Raw genomic sequence first — 18,989 nt, 5'->3', positions numbered from 1 at the left:
TTGGTGTTACCAATACGCCTTTAACTGCCTTAAATCAAAAATTGTCGCAGCAAGGTTAACTAAAATCCCTGTTCGTTAACAATTTTGCGTCTCAGACGTAACCCTCAGGATAAATTATGGAGCTGCTCTGCCCTGCCGGAAATCTCCCGGCGCTGAAGGCGGCCATCGAAAACGGCGCTGACGCCGTTTATATCGGGTTAAAAGACGATACCAATGCCCGTCATTTTGCCGGCCTTAACTTTACCGAAAAAAAATTGCAGGAAGCGGTGAGTTTTGTTCACCAGCATCGCCGCAAATTACACATCGCCATTAATACTTTTGCGCATCCGGACGGCTATGCTCGCTGGCAGCGCGCCGTGGATATGGCGGCGCAGCTTGGCGCCGACGCGCTGATTCTCGCCGACCTCGCTATGCTGGAATATGCCGCAGAGCGTTACCCGCATATTGAGCGCCATGTTTCCGTTCAGGCCTCGGCAACCAACGAAGAGGCGATTCGCTTTTATCACCGCAACTTTGATGTCCACCGCGTAGTACTGCCACGTGTACTGTCGATTCACCAGGTAAAACAACTGGCCCGCGTCACGCCGGTGCCGCTGGAGGTATTCGCGTTTGGCAGCTTGTGCATTATGGCGGAAGGTCGCTGCTATCTTTCTTCTTACCTGACGGGGGAGTCGCCCAATACCGTCGGCGCCTGCTCGCCCGCCCGCTTTGTTCGCTGGCAGCAAACGCCGCAGGGGCTGGAATCGCGCCTGAATGATGTCCTGATTGACCGTTACCAGGATGGCGAAAACGCGGGCTACCCAACGCTGTGTAAAGGCCGCTATTTAGTGGACGGCGAGCGCTATCACGCGCTGGAGGAGCCAACCAGCCTGAACACGCTGGAACTGCTGCCGGAGCTCATGGCGGCGAACATCGCTTCGGTGAAGATCGAAGGCCGTCAGCGCAGCCCGGCCTATGTCAGCCAGGTGGCGAAAGTGTGGCGCCAGGCGATCGATCGCTGCAAAGCCGCCCCGCAAAACTTCGTTCCACAGCGCGACTGGATGGAGACGCTCGGCGCGATGTCCGAAGGCACTCAAACCACGCTTGGCGCATATCACCGTAAATGGCAGTGAGAGGAGCTATGAAATATTCCTTAGGACCGGTGCTTTATTACTGGCCGAAAGAGACGCTGGAAGATTTTTATCAGCAGGCCGCAAAAAGCAGCGCTGATGTCATTTATCTGGGCGAAGCGGTGTGCAGCAAGCGTCGCGCGACCAAAGTCGGCGACTGGCTGGAAATGGCGAAATCCCTCGCCGCCAGCGGTAAGCAGGTGGCGCTCTCCACCCTGGCGCTGGTACAGGCGTCATCTGAATTAAGCGAGCTGAAACGCTATGTGGACAACGGCGATTTTCTGCTGGAAGCCAGCGATCTTGGCGTGGTGAATCTGTGCGCCGAGCGCAAACTGCCGTTTGTCGCCGGCCATGCGCTGAATTGCTACAACGCGGTCACGCTGCGCCGGTTGCTGAAAGAAGGCATGGTACGCTGGTGTATGCCGGTGGAGCTGTCCCGCGACTGGCTGGTGAATTTGCTTAATCAGTGCGATGAACTGGGCATCCGCAATCAGTTTGAAGTGGAAGTGTTGAGCTACGGGCATCTGCCGCTGGCCTACTCCGCTCGCTGCTTTACCGCCCGTTCGGAAGACCGCCCGAAAGATGAGTGCGAAACCTGCTGTATCAAGTATCCAAACGGTCGTGACGTGCTCTCGCAAGAGAATCAGCAGGTGTTTGTGCTTAACGGTATTCAGACCATGAGCGGCTATGTCTATAACCTTGGCAACGAACTGACGTCGATGCAGGGATTGGTCGATATCGTGCGGCTGTCGCCGTTGGGTACGGAGACATTTGCCATGCTTGATGCCTTTCGCGCTAACGAAAACGGCGGTGCGCCATTACCGCTTGCCTCCCATAGTGACTGCAACGGCTACTGGAAGCGGCTGGCCGGGCTGGAGCTACAGGCCTAGCCGGATGGCGGCATAAAGACCTTATCGGGCCTACAAATAGCGCTCCCGTAGGCCCGATAAGCGCAGCGCTATCGGGCATTGTTTTGCCGTCAGTCTCATAAAGCTCACTTTGTTAACAACATTCGCTAATCTTTAATGCAGTATTAAAAGATTAACCGGTAACAAAGTGAGCCGTTATGACTGACAAAACTATTCCGTTCTCGGTGCTGGATCTGGCACCGATCCCTGAAGGATCTTCGGCAAAAGAAGCCTTCACGCACTCGCTTGATCTCGCACGGCTGGCTGAAAAGCGCGGCTATCACCGCTACTGGCTGGCGGAACATCACAACATGACCGGTATCGCCAGCGCGGCGACCTCGGTATTGATTGGTTATCTGGCGGCCAATACCACAACATTACATCTTGGCTCCGGCGGCGTGATGCTGCCTAACCATTCACCGCTGGTGATTGCCGAGCAGTTCGGCACGCTGAATACGCTCTACCCGGGACGTATCGACTTAGGGTTGGGACGCGCGCCGGGTAGCGATCAGCCGACGATGCGCGCGCTGCGTCGCCATATGAGCGGCGATATCGATAACTTTCCACGCGATGTCGCAGAGCTGGTGGACTGGTTCGACGCTCGCGACCCTAATCCGCATGTGCGCCCGGTGCCCGGCTACGGCGAGAAGATCCCGGTCTGGCTGTTGGGCTCCAGCCTGTATAGCGCACAGTTGGCGGCCCAGCTTGGCCTGCCGTTCGCCTTTGCTTCGCATTTCGCGCCGGATATGTTGTTCCAGGCGCTGCATCTGTACCGTACCCAGTTCAAACCTTCAGCGCGGCTGGAAAAACCGTACGCGATGGTGTGTATCAATATTATCGCCGCCGACAGCAACCGCGACGCCGAATTCCTGTTTACCTCTATGCAGCAGGCTTTTGTGAAGCTACGCCGTGGGGAAACCGGCCAACTGCCGCCACCGATTGAGAATATGGAGACCTTCTGGTCGCCATCCGAGCAGTATGGCGTGCAACAGGCGCTGAGTATGTCGCTGGTCGGTGATAAGGCGAAAGTCCGCCACGGGCTGGAATCCATCCTGCGGGAGACCCAGGCGGATGAAATTATGGTAAACGGGCAGATTTTCGACCACCAGGCACGCCTGCATTCGTTTGATTTAGCGATGGATGTGAAGCAGGAATTGTTGGGGTAGCGCATTGTTTTGCCCGGTGGCGCTTCGCTTACCGGGCCTACAGCATCAAGTAGGCCGGATAAGGTGCAACCGCCATCCGGCACAATAACGTTACTGGTACACCGGCAGCAAATTAAAGCTCGACAGAATATGGATAACCGCGTTGCCGACACCGAAGACCAGAATCAGGGCAATCATCGGTTTACCGCCCCAGACGCGAAATTTTGGGCTGCCGAAACGTTCGCGAGATTTGCGCGCCAACAGCGCAGGCACAATGGCCGCCCAGATAGTTGCAGCTAAACCTGCATAGCCAATGGCGTACAGAAAACCGTTCGGCCACAGCAGGCCACCGACAATTGGCGGCACAAACGTCAGTAGCGCCGTTTTAAAACGCCCCATTGCCGAGTCATCAAAGCCAAACAGATCCGCCAGATAGTCAAACAGCCCCAGCGTCACGCCAAGGAAGGAACTGGCGACCGCAAAGTTAGAGAACACCACCAGCAGCAGATCCAGGCTGCGGCTGTTCAGCACGCCGCTCAACGCCTGTACCAGCACATCAATATTGCCGCCTTTCTGTGCAATGCCGATAAATTCTGGACGCGGGATGTTGCCCATCGTCCCCAGCAGCCAGACGGAATAGAGCGCCAGCGCCAGTAACGTTCCATAAATCAGGCATTTCACGATGGTGCGCGGATCTTTGCCGTAATATTTCATCAGGCTCGGTACGTTACCGTGATAACCAAAAGAGGCCAGACAAAATGGCAGCGTCATCAGCAGGTACGGCGTATATGACGCGTGGCTTTCAGCCACGTTAAACAACGTGGCAGGCTGAACGTGTCCTAACAGGCTGCCGAAGGTCAGGAAGAAAGTAATCACTTTCGCGCCCAGCACAATCGCCGTCATCCGACTGACCGCCTTCGTACTCAGCCACACGACAAACGCCACCAGCAGCGCAAAGGCAAAACCTGCCGCTCGCGCCGGAACGTTCAGCGACATCTCAGCAAAGGTATGATGCAGAATTGAGCCGCTCGCCGAGATATAGGCGTAAGTCAGGATGTAGAGCACAAAGGCAATAGAGATGCCGTTGACAATGTTCCAGCCTTTCCCCAACAGATCTTTGGTGATGGTGTCGAAACTCGAACCAATGCGGTAGTTAAGGTTGGCTTCGAGGATCATCAGCCCGGAGTGCAGCATACAAAACCAGGTAAAGACCAGCGCCGCCATCGACCAGAAGAACCACGCCCCGGACATGACCACCGGCAGGGAGAACATCCCCGCGCCAATGATGGTGCCGCCGATAATCACCACGCCGCCAAGCAGCGAAGGTGACGTTTGGGTGGTGGTAAGTGTTGCCATTCAGCTCTCTCTCCAGTCATTTATAATGTGACTATCTCTCAATACGTTGCACTGTACCAGTACACGAGTACAAAAGAAATAAAAAAAGCCCCGATTGTGACGATCGGGGCTGTATATTTTACTTTACGCTGTGAATGCGCAGGTCAGCGCGAGTTACGCATCACCGCCGAAACGACGGCGACCGGTAGAGTCATCACGACGCGGACCACGGCTTTCACGACGTTCGCCGCTGAAGCGACGACCATCGCCACGACCACCTTCACGACGTTCTCCGCTGAAATTACGACCGCCTTCACGACGTTCGCCACTGAAGCTACGACCACCGCCGCGACGTTCGCCACCCGCGTGCGGAACAGCATCACCCAACAGCTGCATATTCATCGGCTTGTTCAGAATGCGGGTACGCGTGAAGTGCTGGAGCACTTCGCCCGGCATACCTTTCGGCAGCTCGATGGTGGAGTGAGACGCGAACAGCTTAATGTTACCAATGTAACGGCTGCTGATGTCGCCTTCGTTAGCGATAGCGCCCACGATATGACGAACTTCAACGCCGTCATCACGGCCCACTTCAATGCGGTATAACTGCATATCGCCAACGTCACGACGTTCACGACGCGGACGTTCTTCACGGTCGCCACGCGGGCCACGGTCATTACGATCGCGCGGACCACGGTCGTCACGGTCACGGAATTCACGCTTAGGACGCATCGGCGCATCCGGCGGCAGGATCAGCGGACGCTCGCCCTGCGCCATTTTCAGCAGTGCGGCGGCCAGCGTTTCGAGATCCAGCTCTTCGCCTTCAGCAGACGGCTGGATTTTCGCCAGCAGCGCACGGTACTGATCCAGATCGCTGCTTTCCAGTTGCTGCTGAACTTTCGCGGCGAATTTTTCCAGACGGCGTTTGCCCAGCAGTTCTGCGTTCGGCAGTTCCACTTCCGGAATGGTCAGCTTCATGGTGCGTTCGATGTTGCGCAGCAGACGACGCTCGCGGTTCTCAACGAACAGCAGCGCGCGACCGGCGCGACCCGCACGGCCGGTACGACCGATACGGTGAACGTAGGACTCGGAATCCATCGGGATATCGTAGTTCACCACCAGGCTGATACGTTCAACGTCCAGACCACGTGCCGCAACGTCGGTAGCGATCAGGATGTCCAGACGACCATCTTTCAGGCGTTCCAGAGTCTGCTCACGCAGCGCCTGGTTCATATCGCCATTCAACGCGGCGCTGTTGTAGCCGCTACGTTCCAGCGCTTCTGCTACTTCCAGGGTCGCGTTTTTGGTACGCACGAAGATAATCGCCGCATCAAAGTCTTCCGCTTCCAGGAAACGCACCAGCGCTTCGTTTTTACGCATACCCCAGACAGTCCAGTAGCTCTGGCTGATGTCAGGCCGGGTAGTCACGCTGGACTGAATGCGCACTTCCTGCGGCTCTTTCATAAAGCGGCGGGTAATGCGACGAATCGCTTCCGGCATGGTGGCGGAGAACAGAGCGGTCTGATGACCTTCCGGGATCTGCGCCATAATAGTTTCAACGTCTTCGATGAAGCCCATACGCAGCATTTCGTCGGCTTCATCCAGCACCAGACCACTCAGTTTAGAGAGGTCGAGGGTGCCGCGTTTTAAGTGATCAAGCAGACGTCCCGGCGTACCGACAACGATCTGCGGCCCCTGACGCAGGGCGCGTAACTGCACGTCATAACGCTGACCGCCGTACAGGGCAACCACGTTTACGCCGCGCATGTGTTTAGAGAAATCCGTCATGGCTTCGGCCACCTGTACCGCCAGTTCGCGGGTTGGCGCCAGCACCAGAATCTGAGGTGCCTTCAGCTCAGGATCAAGATTGTTGAGCAGCGGTAAAGAGAACGCTGCGGTTTTGCCGCTACCGGTCTGGGCCATGCCCAGCACGTCGCGACCGCCCAGCAGATGCGGAATGCACTCTGCCTGGATTGGAGATGGTTTTTCGTAACCCAGATCGGTAAGGGCTTCAAGGATAGGAGCCTTCAGCCCCAGATCTGCAAAAGTGGTTTCGAATTCAGCCATGTAGTACGTGTGCCTCAAAATTAATGGCGGCCAGTCTACATAACTCATCATGAAATTGATCTGCAATTTTCATTGAAAAGTGTGAACCGGCTCAAAGTAGGTGTATTAACGAACAACAACGCCCTCACCCGCGAAGGTGATGGCAATCAAAAAGATTACGGGCTGATATGTTCGTCAGCTATTGCTGGTCCGATTCTGCCAGGTCATCTTGGTCCTGGCCCAGGAGCGATAATTCCAACAATGCGTATCGGTGCTCAACAAAGTTATGAACGTTGTTGGCCACCGCCAGTTTGAACAGAGCCGTGGCGCTGTCCAAATCCCCCAGACTTAGGTAATACTTACCTAAATAGAAGTTGGTTTCACTGAGATGCTCAGCGAGCGAGGTGTTATCCGTTGCGTCCGCCTTGAGCCTTTCCATCAGCGTTGCTTCGCTAATGTCGCCCAGGTAGAACTCGACAATGTTCCATCCCCATTGCTCTTTATCCGATTTTTCGAAGCGTGCTTTTAACGCTTCTTTCGCCTGCTTCTCATTAAGCTTCTGCTCAACAAGATACAGCCACAGGCTGCGGTAAGGATCATTGGGATCGTCTTGATAAAACGCCAGCAGATCATCTTGCGCTAACTTATCACGGCCGCCGTAATACAATGCGATACCGCGGTTTAAGTGCGCGTAGTTGTAAGTTGGATCAAGCTCTAGTACAGAATCAAACGCTTCATAGGCAGCATCAAAATTGCCTGCCTGCGTTAAATAAATGCCTAAGTAATTGAATACTTCAGGCATATCCGGTCTGATTGCCAGCGCTTGTGAAAAATCATTTCGCGCTAATGCCCTCAAACCAAGACTATCATACAACACTCCGCGCTCATATAAAAGCTGTGCGCGTTCGTCATCGGTTAAAGCCCGACTGGCAAGAATCTGTTCCATACGCGCCAGAATCACTTCCTGCTGTAAAGTCGGTTGCAATGGTACTGCGAGGACTTCACTTTTACGCCAGGCGGAATTACTGCATCCTGCAAGCGTAAGTGCTGTCGCAACGAAACACCAGCGCAAAAAAGGCTTCATTTCCCACTCCCGAAGACAACGATTGAATGAACGTCCTGTTCCCCGGTGGCTCAACAAGGCGTCCAGCCAGGTCTAAAGCCCTCCGCAGTGCGGAGGGCAAAAGGCTACCTTACTCGGCCTGTTCGCTCGCCGGAGCTTCCGGCGCAGCCGCAGGTTGAGACTGCTCGGTTGCTTCTTTAATGCTCAGACGTACACGGCCCTGGCGGTCAACTTCCAGAACCTTAACCGGGACTTCCTGACCCATCTGCAGATAGTCGGTCACTTTCTCTACACGCTTATCCGCGATTTGAGAGATGTGAACCAGACCTTCTTTACCGCCGCCGATGGCAACAAACGCGCCAAAGTCAACGATACGGGTCACTTTACCATTGTAGATACGGCCGACTTCGATCTCCGCGGTAATCTCTTCGATACGACGGATAGCGTATTTCGCTTTTTCGCCGTCGGTCGCCGCGATCTTCACAGTACCGTCATCTTCGATTTCGATGGTGGTGCCGGTCTCTTCAGTCAGCGCGCGGATCACAGAACCGCCTTTACCGATCACGTCTTTGATCTTGTCCGTGCTGATCTTGATGGTATGGATACGCGGCGCAAATTCAGAGATATCGCCGCGCGGCGCGTTGATCGCCTGTTCCATCACGCCCAGGATGTGCAGACGCGCACCTTTAGCCTGGTTCAACGCAACCTGCATGATCTCTTTGGTGATACCTTCAATTTTGATATCCATCTGCAGCGCAGAGATACCGTCGCGGGAACCCGCCACTTTGAAGTCCATATCGCCCAGGTGATCTTCGTCGCCCAGAATGTCAGACAGTACAACGTAGTTGTCGCCTTCTTTCACCAGACCCATAGCGATACCTGCTACGGCGGCTTTAATTGGCACGCCAGCGTCCATCAGCGCCAGAGAAGCGCCGCACACGGAAGCCATAGAGGAAGAACCGTTGGATTCGGTGATTTCAGACACCACGCGAACGGTGTACGGGAATTTATCCATGTCCGGCATCACTGCCAGCACGCCGCGCTTCGCCAGACGACCGTGACCAATTTCACGACGCTTCGGAGAACCGACCATGCCGGTTTCGCCTACGGAGTACGGAGGGAAGTTGTAGTGGAACAGGAAGCTATCAGTGCGCTCGCCCATCAGTTCATCAAGCACCTGCGCGTCACGAGCAGTACCCAGAGTCGCGGTAACCAGCGCCTGCGTTTCACCACGGGTAAACAGAGCGGAACCGTGAGTACGCGGCAGCACGCCAGTGCGCACGTCCAGACCACGGATCATGTCTTTTTCACGGCCATCAATACGCGGCTCGCCTGCCAGTACGCGGCTACGCACCACGTTTTTCTCAATAGCGTGCAGGATTTCGCCCAGCTCGTTAGCATCCAGAGTTTCATCTTCTGCAATAAGCTGCTCGATGGTTTCGGATTTGATTACGTCAACCTGAGCATAGCGTTCTTGTTTATCGGTGATGCGGTACGCGTCGCTCAGACGAGATTCAGCAAGCGCAGCAACACGCGCGTTCAACGCGTCGTTGACGGCTTCCGGCTGCCAGTCCCAACGTGGTTTACCGGCTTCTTTCACCAGATCGTTGATCGCCTGGATAACAACCTGCTGCTGCTCGTGACCGAATACCACCGCGCCCAGCATAGTGTCTTCGCTCAGCAGTTCAGCTTCGGATTCCACCATCAGCACAGCCGCTTCGGTACCGGCAACCACCAGGTCCAGCTTGCTTTCTTTCAGCTCGTCCTGGGTCGGGTTCAGCACGTACTGGTCATTGATGTAACCTACGCGCGCCGCGCCGATTGGGCCGTTGAACGGAATGCCGGACAGCGACAGCGCAGCAGATGCGCCGATCATCGCCACGATATCCGGGTTAACCTGCGGGTTAACGGAAACGACGGTCGCGATAACCTGCACTTCGTTAACGAAGCCTTCCGGGAACAGCGGACGAACCGGGCGGTCAATCAGACGCGCGATCAGGGTTTCGCCTTCGCTTGGACGGCCTTCACGACGGAAGAAGCTGCCCGGGATACGACCAGCAGCGTAGGTACGCTCCTGATAGTTAACGGTCAGTGGGAAGAAGTCCTGGCCTGGTTTGGCTTTTTTCTGGCCGACAACGGTAACGAATACGGCGGTGTCATCCATGCTTACCATAACAGCGGCAGTGGCCTGACGCGCCATCATGCCAGTTTCCAGCGTAACGGTATGCTGACCGTACTGGAATTTACGAACGATCGGATTAAGCAAAATAATATCCTTTCCAATTTTTGACGGCATAATACGCGCCGTCGTTAATACCCGATCTTCTGCGCATCCTCGCGACTAATGACAACCCTAACCCTGATATGGGTAAAGCCTCTCATTAGCCGCGCGAACCTCTGCAACGGAAGATCATTCATAGCAACAATACATTAGTTTCCAGCGAATTGCTGCCATCTGCTGGAAAAAAGGGGCCATGAAGGCCCCCTCTTTCTGAAACTCGAAAGAATTAGCGACGCAGACCCAGACGCTCAATCAGCGCGGTGTAGCGTGCAACATCTTTACGTTTCAGGTAGTCGAGCAGTTTACGACGCTGAGAAACCATACGCAGCAGACCACGACGGCTGTGGTGATCTTTTTTATGCTCTGCAAAGTGACCCTGCAGGTGGTTAATCTGTGCAGTCAACAGAGCAACCTGAACATCGGTAGAACCGGTGTCGTTTGCGTCACGACCGAACTCAGAAACGATTTTAGCTGTAGCTTCAGTACTTAGAGACATTTTAAAACTCCAAAGTATTTAAGAATGAGAGGACGCCGATCTCTAATTCAGCGATCCCAGTGTACGCCGCGTAAACTGTTAAATAATTTACGCGACGTTAAGCGGCGGTATTCTACTCGCAGCGCTCTCTTATCGCAAGACGAAGCGACATTACGCTGGGTACTCTACTACCAGCCGACGAGGCGCGACACGGCCTTCGTCGTCAATTTCGCCCATACCGATAAATTTACCGTCTTCGCCTTCCGTCACACGAACCAGTCCCTTCAACGGCGCGCCCGTGGTACGAACCGGGTTGCCATTTTTGAAGTATACCGAAGATGTTAACGGCAAATTAACAACAGGATAGTCCGAAGCTGGACTGTCCATTGGCATCAATAATGGATCGAGCAACTGCGCCGCCGGAACGCCCTGCTGTTCCGCCTGTGCTACCAGCTCGCGCAATTGCTCCAGCGTGACCATTCGCTCAATCGGATACTTGCTGACCGTCAGACGACGCAGGAACGTTACGTGCGCGCCACAGCCCAGTTTCTCACCTAAATCATCAATAATGGTACGAATATAGGTGCCTTTGGAGCAATGAACTTCCAGCTCCAGCTCGTTACCTTCATGGCGAATAAACAGCAGCTCATAGACGGTAATCGGGCGGGCTTCGCGCGGCACTTCGATACCCTGGCGGGCATATTCGTACAGCTTCTTGCCCTGATACTTCAGCGCCGAATACATCGAGGGAATCTGTTCGATATCCCCACGAAAGGTCTCCAGCGCGCTCGCAAGCTGCTCAGCGCTGAAAGTCACCGGACGCTCCTGCACGATTTGACCATCGGCGTCAGAGGTATCCGTGCGCTGCCCCAGACGGGCAATAACACGATAGCGTTTGTCAGAATCCAGCAGGTACTGCGAAAATTTTGTCGCTTCGCCGAGGCAAATCGGCAACATGCCGGTCGCCAGCGGGTCCAGCGCGCCGGTATGCCCGGCGCGGTTGGCATTGTAGATGCGCTTAACTTTCTGCAGCACGTCATTGCTGGACATACCCTGCGGCTTATCCAGCAGCAGAACGCCGTGAATGTCGCGGCCACGACGACGAGGACGACTCATCAGTCCTCCTTGCTGTCGTCCGGGTTCACACGACGTTCTTCGTCATGTTTCACCACGTTAGTCACCAGGTTGGACATACGCATCCCTTCCACCAGCGAGTTGTCGTAGAAGAAGGTCAGTTCCGGTACGATGCGCAGACGCATCGCTTTACCCAGCAAGCTGCGGATGAAACCAGACGCTTCCTGCAGGGCCTTAATGCCGTTTTTCACAGCCGCTTCGTCCTGATCGTTGAGGAACGTCACGAATACTTTGGCGTATGCCAGATCGCGGGACATTTCAACACCCGATACGGTGGTCATCATACCTACACGTGGATCTTTGATTTCGCGTTGCAGGATGAGCGCGATCTCTTTCTGCATCTCTTGCGCTACGCGCTGAGGGCGACCAAATTCTTTCGCCATAATAAATTCTCCAGAATAAAGACAAAAAAGGGGCCATAAGCCCCTTTTTAAATTTCTTGCCGGGTGGCGCTTCGCTTACCCGGCCTACGCCTAATCATCTTCTAAGGATTTTGGATTGCAACAAGGCGGCAAGCTCGTAAATCCCCGGGAGCATAGATAACTATGTGACCGGGGTGAGCGAGCGCAGCCAACGCCGTTGCGGCCCAAAAGACGACGAAGATTAAGCGATGGTACGTTGGATCTCGATAATCTCGAATACTTCAATCATATCGCCAACGCGAACGTCGTTGTAGTTCTTCACGCCGATACCACATTCCATGCCGTTACGGACTTCGTTAACGTCATCTTTGAAGCGGCGCAGGGATTCCAGCTCGCCTTCATAGATAACCACGTTGTCACGCAGAACGCGGATTGGGTTATGGCGTTTAATCGTACCTTCGGTAACCATACAGCCCGCGATCGCGCCGAATTTCGGCGATTTGAACACATCGCGCACTTCAGCCAGACCGATGATCTGCTGTTTCAGTTCCGGAGACAGCATACCGCTCATCGCCGCTTTCACTTCGTCGATCAGGTTATAGATGACGGAGTAGTAACGCAGATCCAGGCTTTCAGATTCGATCACTTTACGCGCAGAGGCATCCGCACGAACGTTGAAGCCCACCAGAATGGCGTTGGACGCCGCAGCCAGGGTCGCGTCGGTTTCGGTGATACCACCTACGCCAGAACCGATGATCTTCACTTTCACTTCGTCGGTAGACAGTTTCAGCAAGGAGTCGGAGATCGCTTCCACAGAACCCTGTACGTCGGCCTTCAGCACGATGTTCACTTCGTGAACTTCGCCTTCGGTCATGTTGGCGAACATGTTCTCGAGTTTAGATTTCTGCTGACGCGCCAGTTTAACTTCACGGAATTTACCCTGACGATACAGAGCAACTTCACGCGCTTTCTTCTCGTCGCGAACGACGGTCACTTCGTCACCCGCAGCCGGAACGCCGGACAGGCCGAGGATTTCCACCGGAATGGACGGACCCGCTTCCAGCACTTCCTGACCCAGTTCGTTACGCATCGCACGCACGCGGCCGTATTCGAAGCCACACAGCACGATATCGCCCTTATGCAGCGTACCTTCGCGTACCAGAACGGTAGCCACCGGACCACGACCTTTATCCAGGAAGGATTCGATCACCGCGCCGCTCGCCATACCTTTGCGTACCGCTTTCAGTTCCAGAACTTCGGCCTGCAGCAGGATAGCATCAAGCAGTTCGTCAATACCGGTACCCGCTTTCGCAGACACGTGAACGAACTGGCTTTCACCGCCCCACTCTTCCGGCAGAATGCCGTACTGGGACAGTTCGTTCTTAACGCGATCCGGATCGGCTTCCGGCTTATCGATTTTGTTCACCGCAACCACGACCGGCACACCTGCCGCTTTCGCGTGCTGGATAGCTTCGATAGTCTGGGGCATCACACCGTCGTCTGCCGCTACCACCAGAACCACGATATCCGTTGCCTGGGCGCCGCGAGCACGCATAGAAGTAAACGCGGCGTGACCCGGGGTATCCAGGAAGGTGATCATCCCGTTGTCAGTTTCAACGTGGTAAGCACCGATGTGCTGGGTAATGCCGCCCGCTTCGCCAGAGGCTACTTTCGTGGAACGAATGTAGTCCAGCAGAGAGGTTTTACCGTGGTCAACGTGACCCATGATGGTCACAACCGGTGCGCGCGGTTCAGCCGCAGCGCCGGTATCACGGTCGCTCATTACCGCTTCTTCCAGTTCGTTTTCACGACGCAGGATAACTTTGTGGCCCATCTCTTCGGCAACCAGCTGTGCGGTTTCCTGGTCGATGACCTGGTTGATGGTGGCCATGGCGCCCAGCTTCATCATCGCTTTGATGACCTGAGAACCTTTCACCGCCATCTTGTTCGCCAGTTCGCCAACGGTGATGGTTTCACCGATCACCACGTCGCGGTTAACGGCCTGAGCGGGCTTCTGGAAGCCTTGCTGTAAAGAAGACCCTTTACGCTTGCCGCCTTTACCGCCGCGAACCGCAGCACGCGCTTCTTCGCGATCGGCTTTGGATTCGGCATGTTTGCCTTTTTTCGCCGGACGCGCCGCTTTTGCATTACGGCCACGACCACGACCGCCTTCAACTTCACGATCGTTTTCGTCTTCGGCCTGGCGCGCGTGCTGAGAAGTGGTGACATGATAGTCACTGGTGTCTTCTACTGGCTCAGGCGTTGCGGTCCATTTGTTTTCTTCCGCCATGCGGCGAGCTTCTTCTGCTACACGACGCGCTTCTTCTTCGAGTTTGCGACGTGCTTCTTCTTCCGCTTTACGCTTCAGCTCTGCAGCTTCATTCTCACGGCGGGCTTTTTCGGCCTGGGCGGTTTTGGTCATATCGTCAGTCTGTTGATTGCTCACTTTGTCTTTTTCCGCAGCTTCACGTTTCGCTTTTTCAGCGGCTTCACGCTTAGCTTGTTCTGCGGCCTCGCGTTCAGCTTTTTGTTGCGCCTCGCGTTTGGCCTGTTCTTCTGCCTCACGACGGGCTTGCTCTTCCGCTTCACGCTGCGCCTGCTCTTCCGCGGCCAGGCGTTCAGCCTCTTGCGGATCGCGTTTCACAAAGGTGCGCTTCTTGCGGACTTCGATTTGTACCGATTTACTTTTTCCACCGGTACCTGGAATATTCAGGGTACTGCGCGTCTTACGCTGCAGCGTCAGTTTATCGGGACCAGAAACCGCTTCGCGGTTCAGGTGCGCCAGTAAAGTCTGTTTTTCTTGTGCGGACACAGAGTCGTCAGCAGATTTCCGGATACCTGCATCAGCAAACTGCTGTACCAGGCGATCCACGGAAACCTGTCTCTCTGCGGCCAGCGCTTTTAGGGTTACATCTGTCATGCTGTTCCTTCCTGCTACAGTTTATTACGCTTCGTCGCCGAACCAGCAAATATTACGGGCAGCCATAATCAGCTCACCGGCTTTTTCGTCGGTCAACCCTTCGATATCAGCCAGATCATCAATGCCCTGGTCGGCGAGATCTTCCAGCGTACAAACACCACGAGCCGCCAGTTTGAAAGCCATATCGCGATCTAATCCTTCCAGATTCAGCAGATCGTCAGCCGGTTTGTTATCACCGAGGCTTGCTTCCTGGTCCTGCGCCAGAGTGGCCAGTGCGTTTTTAGCACGCTCGCGCAGTGCTTCAACGGTCGGCTCATCAAGGCCGTCAATTTCCAGCAGTTCTTTCATTGGCACATAGGCCAGTTCTTCGAGCGTGGAGAAACCTTCTTCTACCAGAACGGTCGCGAACTCTTCATCAATATCAAGATATTTAGTAAAGATCTCGATAGCGGCATGTGCTTCAGCCTGATGTTTAGCCTGCAAGTCATCAACGGTCATTACGTTGAGTTCCCAGCCGCTCAATTGCGAAGCCAGGCGGACGTTCTGACCATTACGTCCGATCGCCTGCGCCAGATTACCGGCTTCAACGGCGATATCCATGGTATGTTTATCTTCGTCCACCACGATAGACGCGACGTCTGCCGGTGCCATCGCATTAATGACGAACTGCGCCGGGTTATCATCCCACAGCACGATATCGATACGCTCACCGCCCAGTTCGGTAGAAACCGCCTGAACGCGCGCGCCGCGCATCCCCACGCAAGCGCCGACCGGATCGATACGTTTATCGTTGGTTTTCACTGCGATTTTCGCACGAGAACCCGGATCGCGAGCCGCCGCTTTAATTTCAATCACTTCTTCGCCGATTTCCGGCACTTCGATGCGGAACAGTTCGATCAGCATTTCCGGCTTGGAACGGGTGACGAACAGCTGCGCGCCACGCGCTTCCGGGCGAACAGCATACAGCACGCCGCGAATACGGTCGCCAGGGCGGAAGTTTTCGCGCGGCAGCATATCTTCACGCAGAATCACCGCTTCAGCGTTACCGGCCATCCCTTCGGATTTAATTTCCAGAGAGATATTGTCGCGGTTCACTTTCTTCACCACGCCAGTGACGATTTCGCCTTCCTGGTCGCGGAACTGATCGACAACCATCGCCCGTTCAGCTTCACGGACCTTCTGTACGATAACCTGTTTCGCAGTCTGCGTGGTGATACGGTCAAAGGTGACAGATTCAATCTGATCTTCAACATAGTCGCCGACATTCAGGCTTTCATCTTCAAAACGCGCCGCTTCCAGCGTAATTTCCTTCGTCGGCATGGTCACTTCTTCAACGATCAACCAACGGCGGAAAGTATCAAAATCACCGCTTTTACGATCGATTTCTACACGAACATCGATCTCCTGCTCATATTTTTTCTTTGTTGCTGTCGCCAGCGCACTTTCCAGCGCTTCAAAAATTTTTTCGCGTGGCAGCGCTTTTTCGTTGGAGACGGCTTCAACAACAGCCAAAATTTCTTTGTTCATCGCGGGCTTTTCACCTCATCCAGACTGTTAAAAGTGGGGAACCAGGTTCGCCTTCTGGATATTACTCAGCGCGAACACTTCATCTTTGCCTTCGACTGTGACGGTAATCATTTCACCGTCCACCGCTTTGATAATGCCCTGCCACTTGCGACGGTTCTGTACCGCCATGCGAAGAACCAGCGCGACTTCTTCACCCTGGAAACGCGCATAGTGATCGGCAGTGAACATAGGACGGTCGAGACCCGGTGACGAGACTTCAAGGTTGTAAGCCACGGAGATAGGATCTTCAACGTCCAGCACCGCGCTTACCTGGTGGCTCACATCAGCACAATCATCAACATTGATGCCATCTTCACTATCAATATAGATGCGCAGTGTGGATGTGCGACCGCGAATAAATTCGATGCCGACCAGCTCGTAGCCTAAGGCTTCAACTGGCGCTGTAATCATCTCTGTTAATTTTTGCTCTAATGTGGACAAGCCCACCCCCAAGACATAAAAAAAGGGCCTAAAGCCCAGTTATTCTGTAGTCAGATAACAAAAAACCCCGATAAATCGGGGCTTTAGATAACTGAACCCTATAACCGCAACGGCGGTCTGGTGTACCTTCCGAAAGAATTTTTTTCAAATCCAGCTACGAAGGACATAATCTTCACAGTATATTTGAAAAAGAACTCTAAGGGAAAGTGGTTGCGGGGGCCGGATTTGAACCGACGACCTTCGGGTTATGAGCCCGACGAGCTACCAGGCTGCTCCACCCCGCGCCTGAAACGTGGCAAATTCTACTCGTTTTGGGTAAAAAATGCAAATACTGCTGGGATTTGGTACCGAGGACGGGACGTAAAATCTGCGCACAGTATAGTGACCAGGCATGAGTTATGTCAACCCTATTCCCAATATGCAGATGAATGAATATCACTCTTCGTTATACTCATCCCACCTCTCCGGCTTATACACGCATTTCACAACGTTATTTCAGTAAACCTTCACTAAATGCTTCCTGTCTCTGCTAAAAGATGATTAAATGAAAACTCATTTATTTTGCATAAAAATGCACTAAAGCAGAAACCGATCTCATTATCAGTCAATCAAGCAGGGTTCTATTCTATGACGACGATTCTTAAGCATCTTCCAGCAGGTCAACGTATTGGTATCGCTTTTTCCGGCGGTCTGGACACCAGCACCGCGCTGCTGTGGATGCGACAAAAAGGAGCTGTCCCATATGCCTATACTGCGAATCTGGGACAACCGGATGAGGATGACTATGACGCCATTCCTCGTCGCGCAATGGAGTATGGCGCAGAGAATGCTCGCCTGATTGATTGCCGCAAGCAGTTGGTTGCAGAAGGGATCGCAGCGATTCAGTGCGGCGCTTTCCATAATACGACTGGCGGACTGACCTATTTCAATACCACGCCGCTGGGCCGTGCCGTGACCGGCACGATGCTGGTCGCCGCGATGAAAGAAGACGGCGTGAATATCTGGGGCGACGGCAGCACCTATAAAGGCAACGATATTGAACGTTTCTATCGTTACGGCTTGCTGACCAACGCCGAGCTGCAGATTTACAAACCGTGGCTGGATACCGACTTTATCGATGAGCTGGGTGGTCGCCATGAGATGTCTGAATTTATGATTGCCTGCGGTTTCGACTATAAGATGTCAGTCGAAAAAGCCTACTCCACCGACTCCAACATGCTCGGCGCCACGCATGAAGCGAAAGATCTGGAGTTTCTTAACTCCAGCGTCAAGATCGTCAACCCGATTATGGGCGTGAAGTTCTGGGACGAAAGCGTGAAGATCCCGGCAGAAGTTGTGACCGTCCGCTTCGAGCAGGGTCACCCTGTTGCCCTGAACGGTAAAACCTTCAGCGATGATGTTGAGATGATGCTGGAAGCGAACCGCATCGGTGGCCGTCACGGCCTGGGCATGAGCGACCAAATTGAAAACCGCATCATTGAAGCAAAAAGCCGCGGTATTTATGAAGCCCCCGGAATGGCGCTGCTGCACATCGCTTACGAGCGTCTGTTGACCGGTATTCACAACGAAGACACCATTGAACAGTATCATTCACATGGTCGTCAGCTGGGTAAACTGCTGTATCAGGGCCGCTGGTTCGACTCTCAGGCGCTGATGCTGCGTGACGGCCTGCAACGTTGGGTCGCCAGCCAGATTACCGGTGAGGTCACACTCGAGTTGCGTCGCGGCAACGACTACTCCATCCTGAACACGGTGTCTGACAACCTGACCTATAAGGCTGAGCGTCTGACCATGGAGAAAGGCGAGTCCGTGTTCTCACCGGACGATCGTATCGGTCAATTGACCATGCGTAATCTGGACATTACCGATACCCGCGAGAAACTGTTCGGCTACGCGAAAGCGGGTCTGTTAACCGCCTCTTCCGCGACCGGTCTGCCGCAGGTTGAGAATCTGGAAAACAAAGCGAAGTAAACATTTATCATTTTAAGGCCGCGAAAGCGGCCTTTTTTATGCGCGGAATATAAGGTGTCTGTTGGCCTGATAAACGTAGCGCCATCATGGGTTGTAATAATGTCGGATGGCGGCGTAAACGTCTTATCCGACCTACAGACAACCACAAATAACAAACGAAATAAATATCCTCCGGCATAGCCGGAGGTTTTTCTGATGCGCCTGTAAGGCTCTCTTACCAGCCGCGCCCTAACAGG

The 18,989-nt window shown here is 54.1% G+C and carries 15 protein-coding genes and 1 tRNA gene; 4 read left to right on the top strand and 12 right to left on the bottom strand.

Annotated features, from left to right (window positions below; genetic code table 11):
* The first annotated feature begins 116 nt into the window (after window positions 1-116).
* The 3 genes from ACLJPE_RS09520 (at window position 117) to ACLJPE_RS09510 (ending at window position 3,183) form a co-directional block, all read left to right on the top strand.
* Window positions 117-1,112: a peptidase U32 family protein gene (locus ACLJPE_RS09520; protein ID WP_000421309.1), complete on the top strand. Its 996-nt coding sequence runs from the start codon at window positions 117-119 to the stop codon at window positions 1,110-1,112.
* Window positions 1,103-1,999, top strand: a complete 897-nt coding sequence (locus ACLJPE_RS09515) for a U32 family peptidase (RefSeq protein ID WP_001663052.1) — start codon at window positions 1,103-1,105, stop codon at window positions 1,997-1,999. The genes ACLJPE_RS09520 and ACLJPE_RS09515 overlap by 10 nt, the downstream gene beginning before the upstream one ends.
* A 176-nt stretch (window positions 2,000-2,175) precedes the next feature.
* The gene (locus ACLJPE_RS09510) at window positions 2,176-3,183 is read left to right on the top strand and encodes a luciferase-like monooxygenase (RefSeq protein ID WP_000130432.1); all 1,008 of its coding nucleotides are present in this window, start codon (window positions 2,176-2,178) and stop codon (window positions 3,181-3,183) included.
* A 90-nt stretch (window positions 3,184-3,273) separates the two neighbouring features.
* On the opposite strand, the gene mtr is transcribed toward ACLJPE_RS09510, so the two are convergent.
* The 12 genes from mtr to ACLJPE_RS09450 form a co-directional block, all read right to left on the bottom strand.
* Window positions 3,274-4,518: a tryptophan permease gene (gene mtr, locus ACLJPE_RS09505; RefSeq protein WP_000224373.1), complete on the bottom strand. Its 1,245-nt coding sequence runs from the start codon at window positions 4,516-4,518 to the stop codon at window positions 3,274-3,276.
* Window positions 4,519-4,671: 153 nt separating this feature from the next.
* Window positions 4,672-6,561, bottom strand: coding sequence for an ATP-dependent RNA helicase DeaD (gene deaD / locus ACLJPE_RS09500; RefSeq protein WP_000807248.1), 1,890 nt, complete (start codon window positions 6,559-6,561; stop codon window positions 4,672-4,674).
* A complete protein-coding gene (gene yrbN, locus ACLJPE_RS09495) occupies window positions 6,554-6,634 on the bottom strand; it encodes a protein YrbN (protein WP_010723222.1) in 81 nt (26 codons plus the stop codon). Before yrbN ends, deaD begins: the two co-directional genes overlap by 8 nt.
* A 105-nt stretch (window positions 6,635-6,739) precedes the next feature.
* Window positions 6,740-7,624, bottom strand: coding sequence for a lipoprotein NlpI (gene nlpI, locus ACLJPE_RS09490; RefSeq protein WP_000802069.1), 885 nt, complete (start codon window positions 7,622-7,624; stop codon window positions 6,740-6,742).
* Between the two features lie 109 nt (window positions 7,625-7,733).
* Window positions 7,734-9,869, bottom strand: a complete 2,136-nt coding sequence (gene pnp, locus ACLJPE_RS09485; RefSeq protein WP_001670767.1) for a polyribonucleotide nucleotidyltransferase — start codon at window positions 9,867-9,869, stop codon at window positions 7,734-7,736.
* A 241-nt stretch (window positions 9,870-10,110) separates the two neighbouring features.
* Complete coding sequence (gene rpsO / locus ACLJPE_RS09480) at window positions 10,111-10,380, bottom strand: 30S ribosomal protein S15 (RefSeq protein ID WP_000059465.1); 270 nt, start codon at window positions 10,378-10,380, stop codon at window positions 10,111-10,113.
* 150 nt (window positions 10,381-10,530) lie between these two features.
* Window positions 10,531-11,475: a tRNA pseudouridine(55) synthase TruB gene (gene truB / locus ACLJPE_RS09475; protein ID WP_000089670.1), complete on the bottom strand. Its 945-nt coding sequence runs from the start codon at window positions 11,473-11,475 to the stop codon at window positions 10,531-10,533.
* On the bottom strand, window positions 11,475-11,876 hold the full coding sequence (gene rbfA / locus ACLJPE_RS09470) for a 30S ribosome-binding factor RbfA (protein WP_001040208.1): 402 nt from the start codon (window positions 11,874-11,876) through the stop codon (window positions 11,475-11,477). Before rbfA ends, truB begins: the two co-directional genes overlap by 1 nt.
* A gap of 220 nt (window positions 11,877-12,096) precedes the next feature.
* On the bottom strand, window positions 12,097-14,775 hold the full coding sequence (gene infB, locus ACLJPE_RS09465) for a translation initiation factor IF-2 (protein WP_000133064.1): 2,679 nt from the start codon (window positions 14,773-14,775) through the stop codon (window positions 12,097-12,099).
* A 24-nt stretch (window positions 14,776-14,799) separates the two neighbouring features.
* Complete coding sequence (gene nusA / locus ACLJPE_RS09460) at window positions 14,800-16,302, bottom strand: transcription termination factor NusA (RefSeq protein ID WP_001031038.1); 1,503 nt, start codon at window positions 16,300-16,302, stop codon at window positions 14,800-14,802.
* Window positions 16,303-16,329: 27 nt separating this feature from the next.
* A complete protein-coding gene (rimP, locus tag ACLJPE_RS09455) occupies window positions 16,330-16,782 on the bottom strand; it encodes a ribosome maturation factor RimP (RefSeq protein ID WP_000105461.1) in 453 nt (150 codons plus the stop codon).
* Window positions 16,783-16,989: 207 nt separating this feature from the next.
* Window positions 16,990-17,066: transfer RNA gene (locus tag ACLJPE_RS09450), tRNA-Met, on the bottom strand.
* A 343-nt stretch (window positions 17,067-17,409) separates the two neighbouring features.
* Here ACLJPE_RS09450 and argG point away from each other — a divergent pair.
* The gene (gene argG, locus ACLJPE_RS09445; protein WP_039514415.1) at window positions 17,410-18,753 is read left to right on the top strand and encodes an argininosuccinate synthase; all 1,344 of its coding nucleotides are present in this window, start codon (window positions 17,410-17,412) and stop codon (window positions 18,751-18,753) included.
* Window positions 18,754-18,989 lie beyond the last annotated feature (236 nt).

It is taken from the genome of Salmonella sp. SAL04196 (assembly GCF_046550835.1).
GTDB lineage: Bacteria > Pseudomonadota > Gammaproteobacteria > Enterobacterales > Enterobacteriaceae > Salmonella > Salmonella enterica.
Note: the sequence above shows the minus strand (reverse complement) of the source record. Positions and strands in the feature narration are given on the sequence as shown.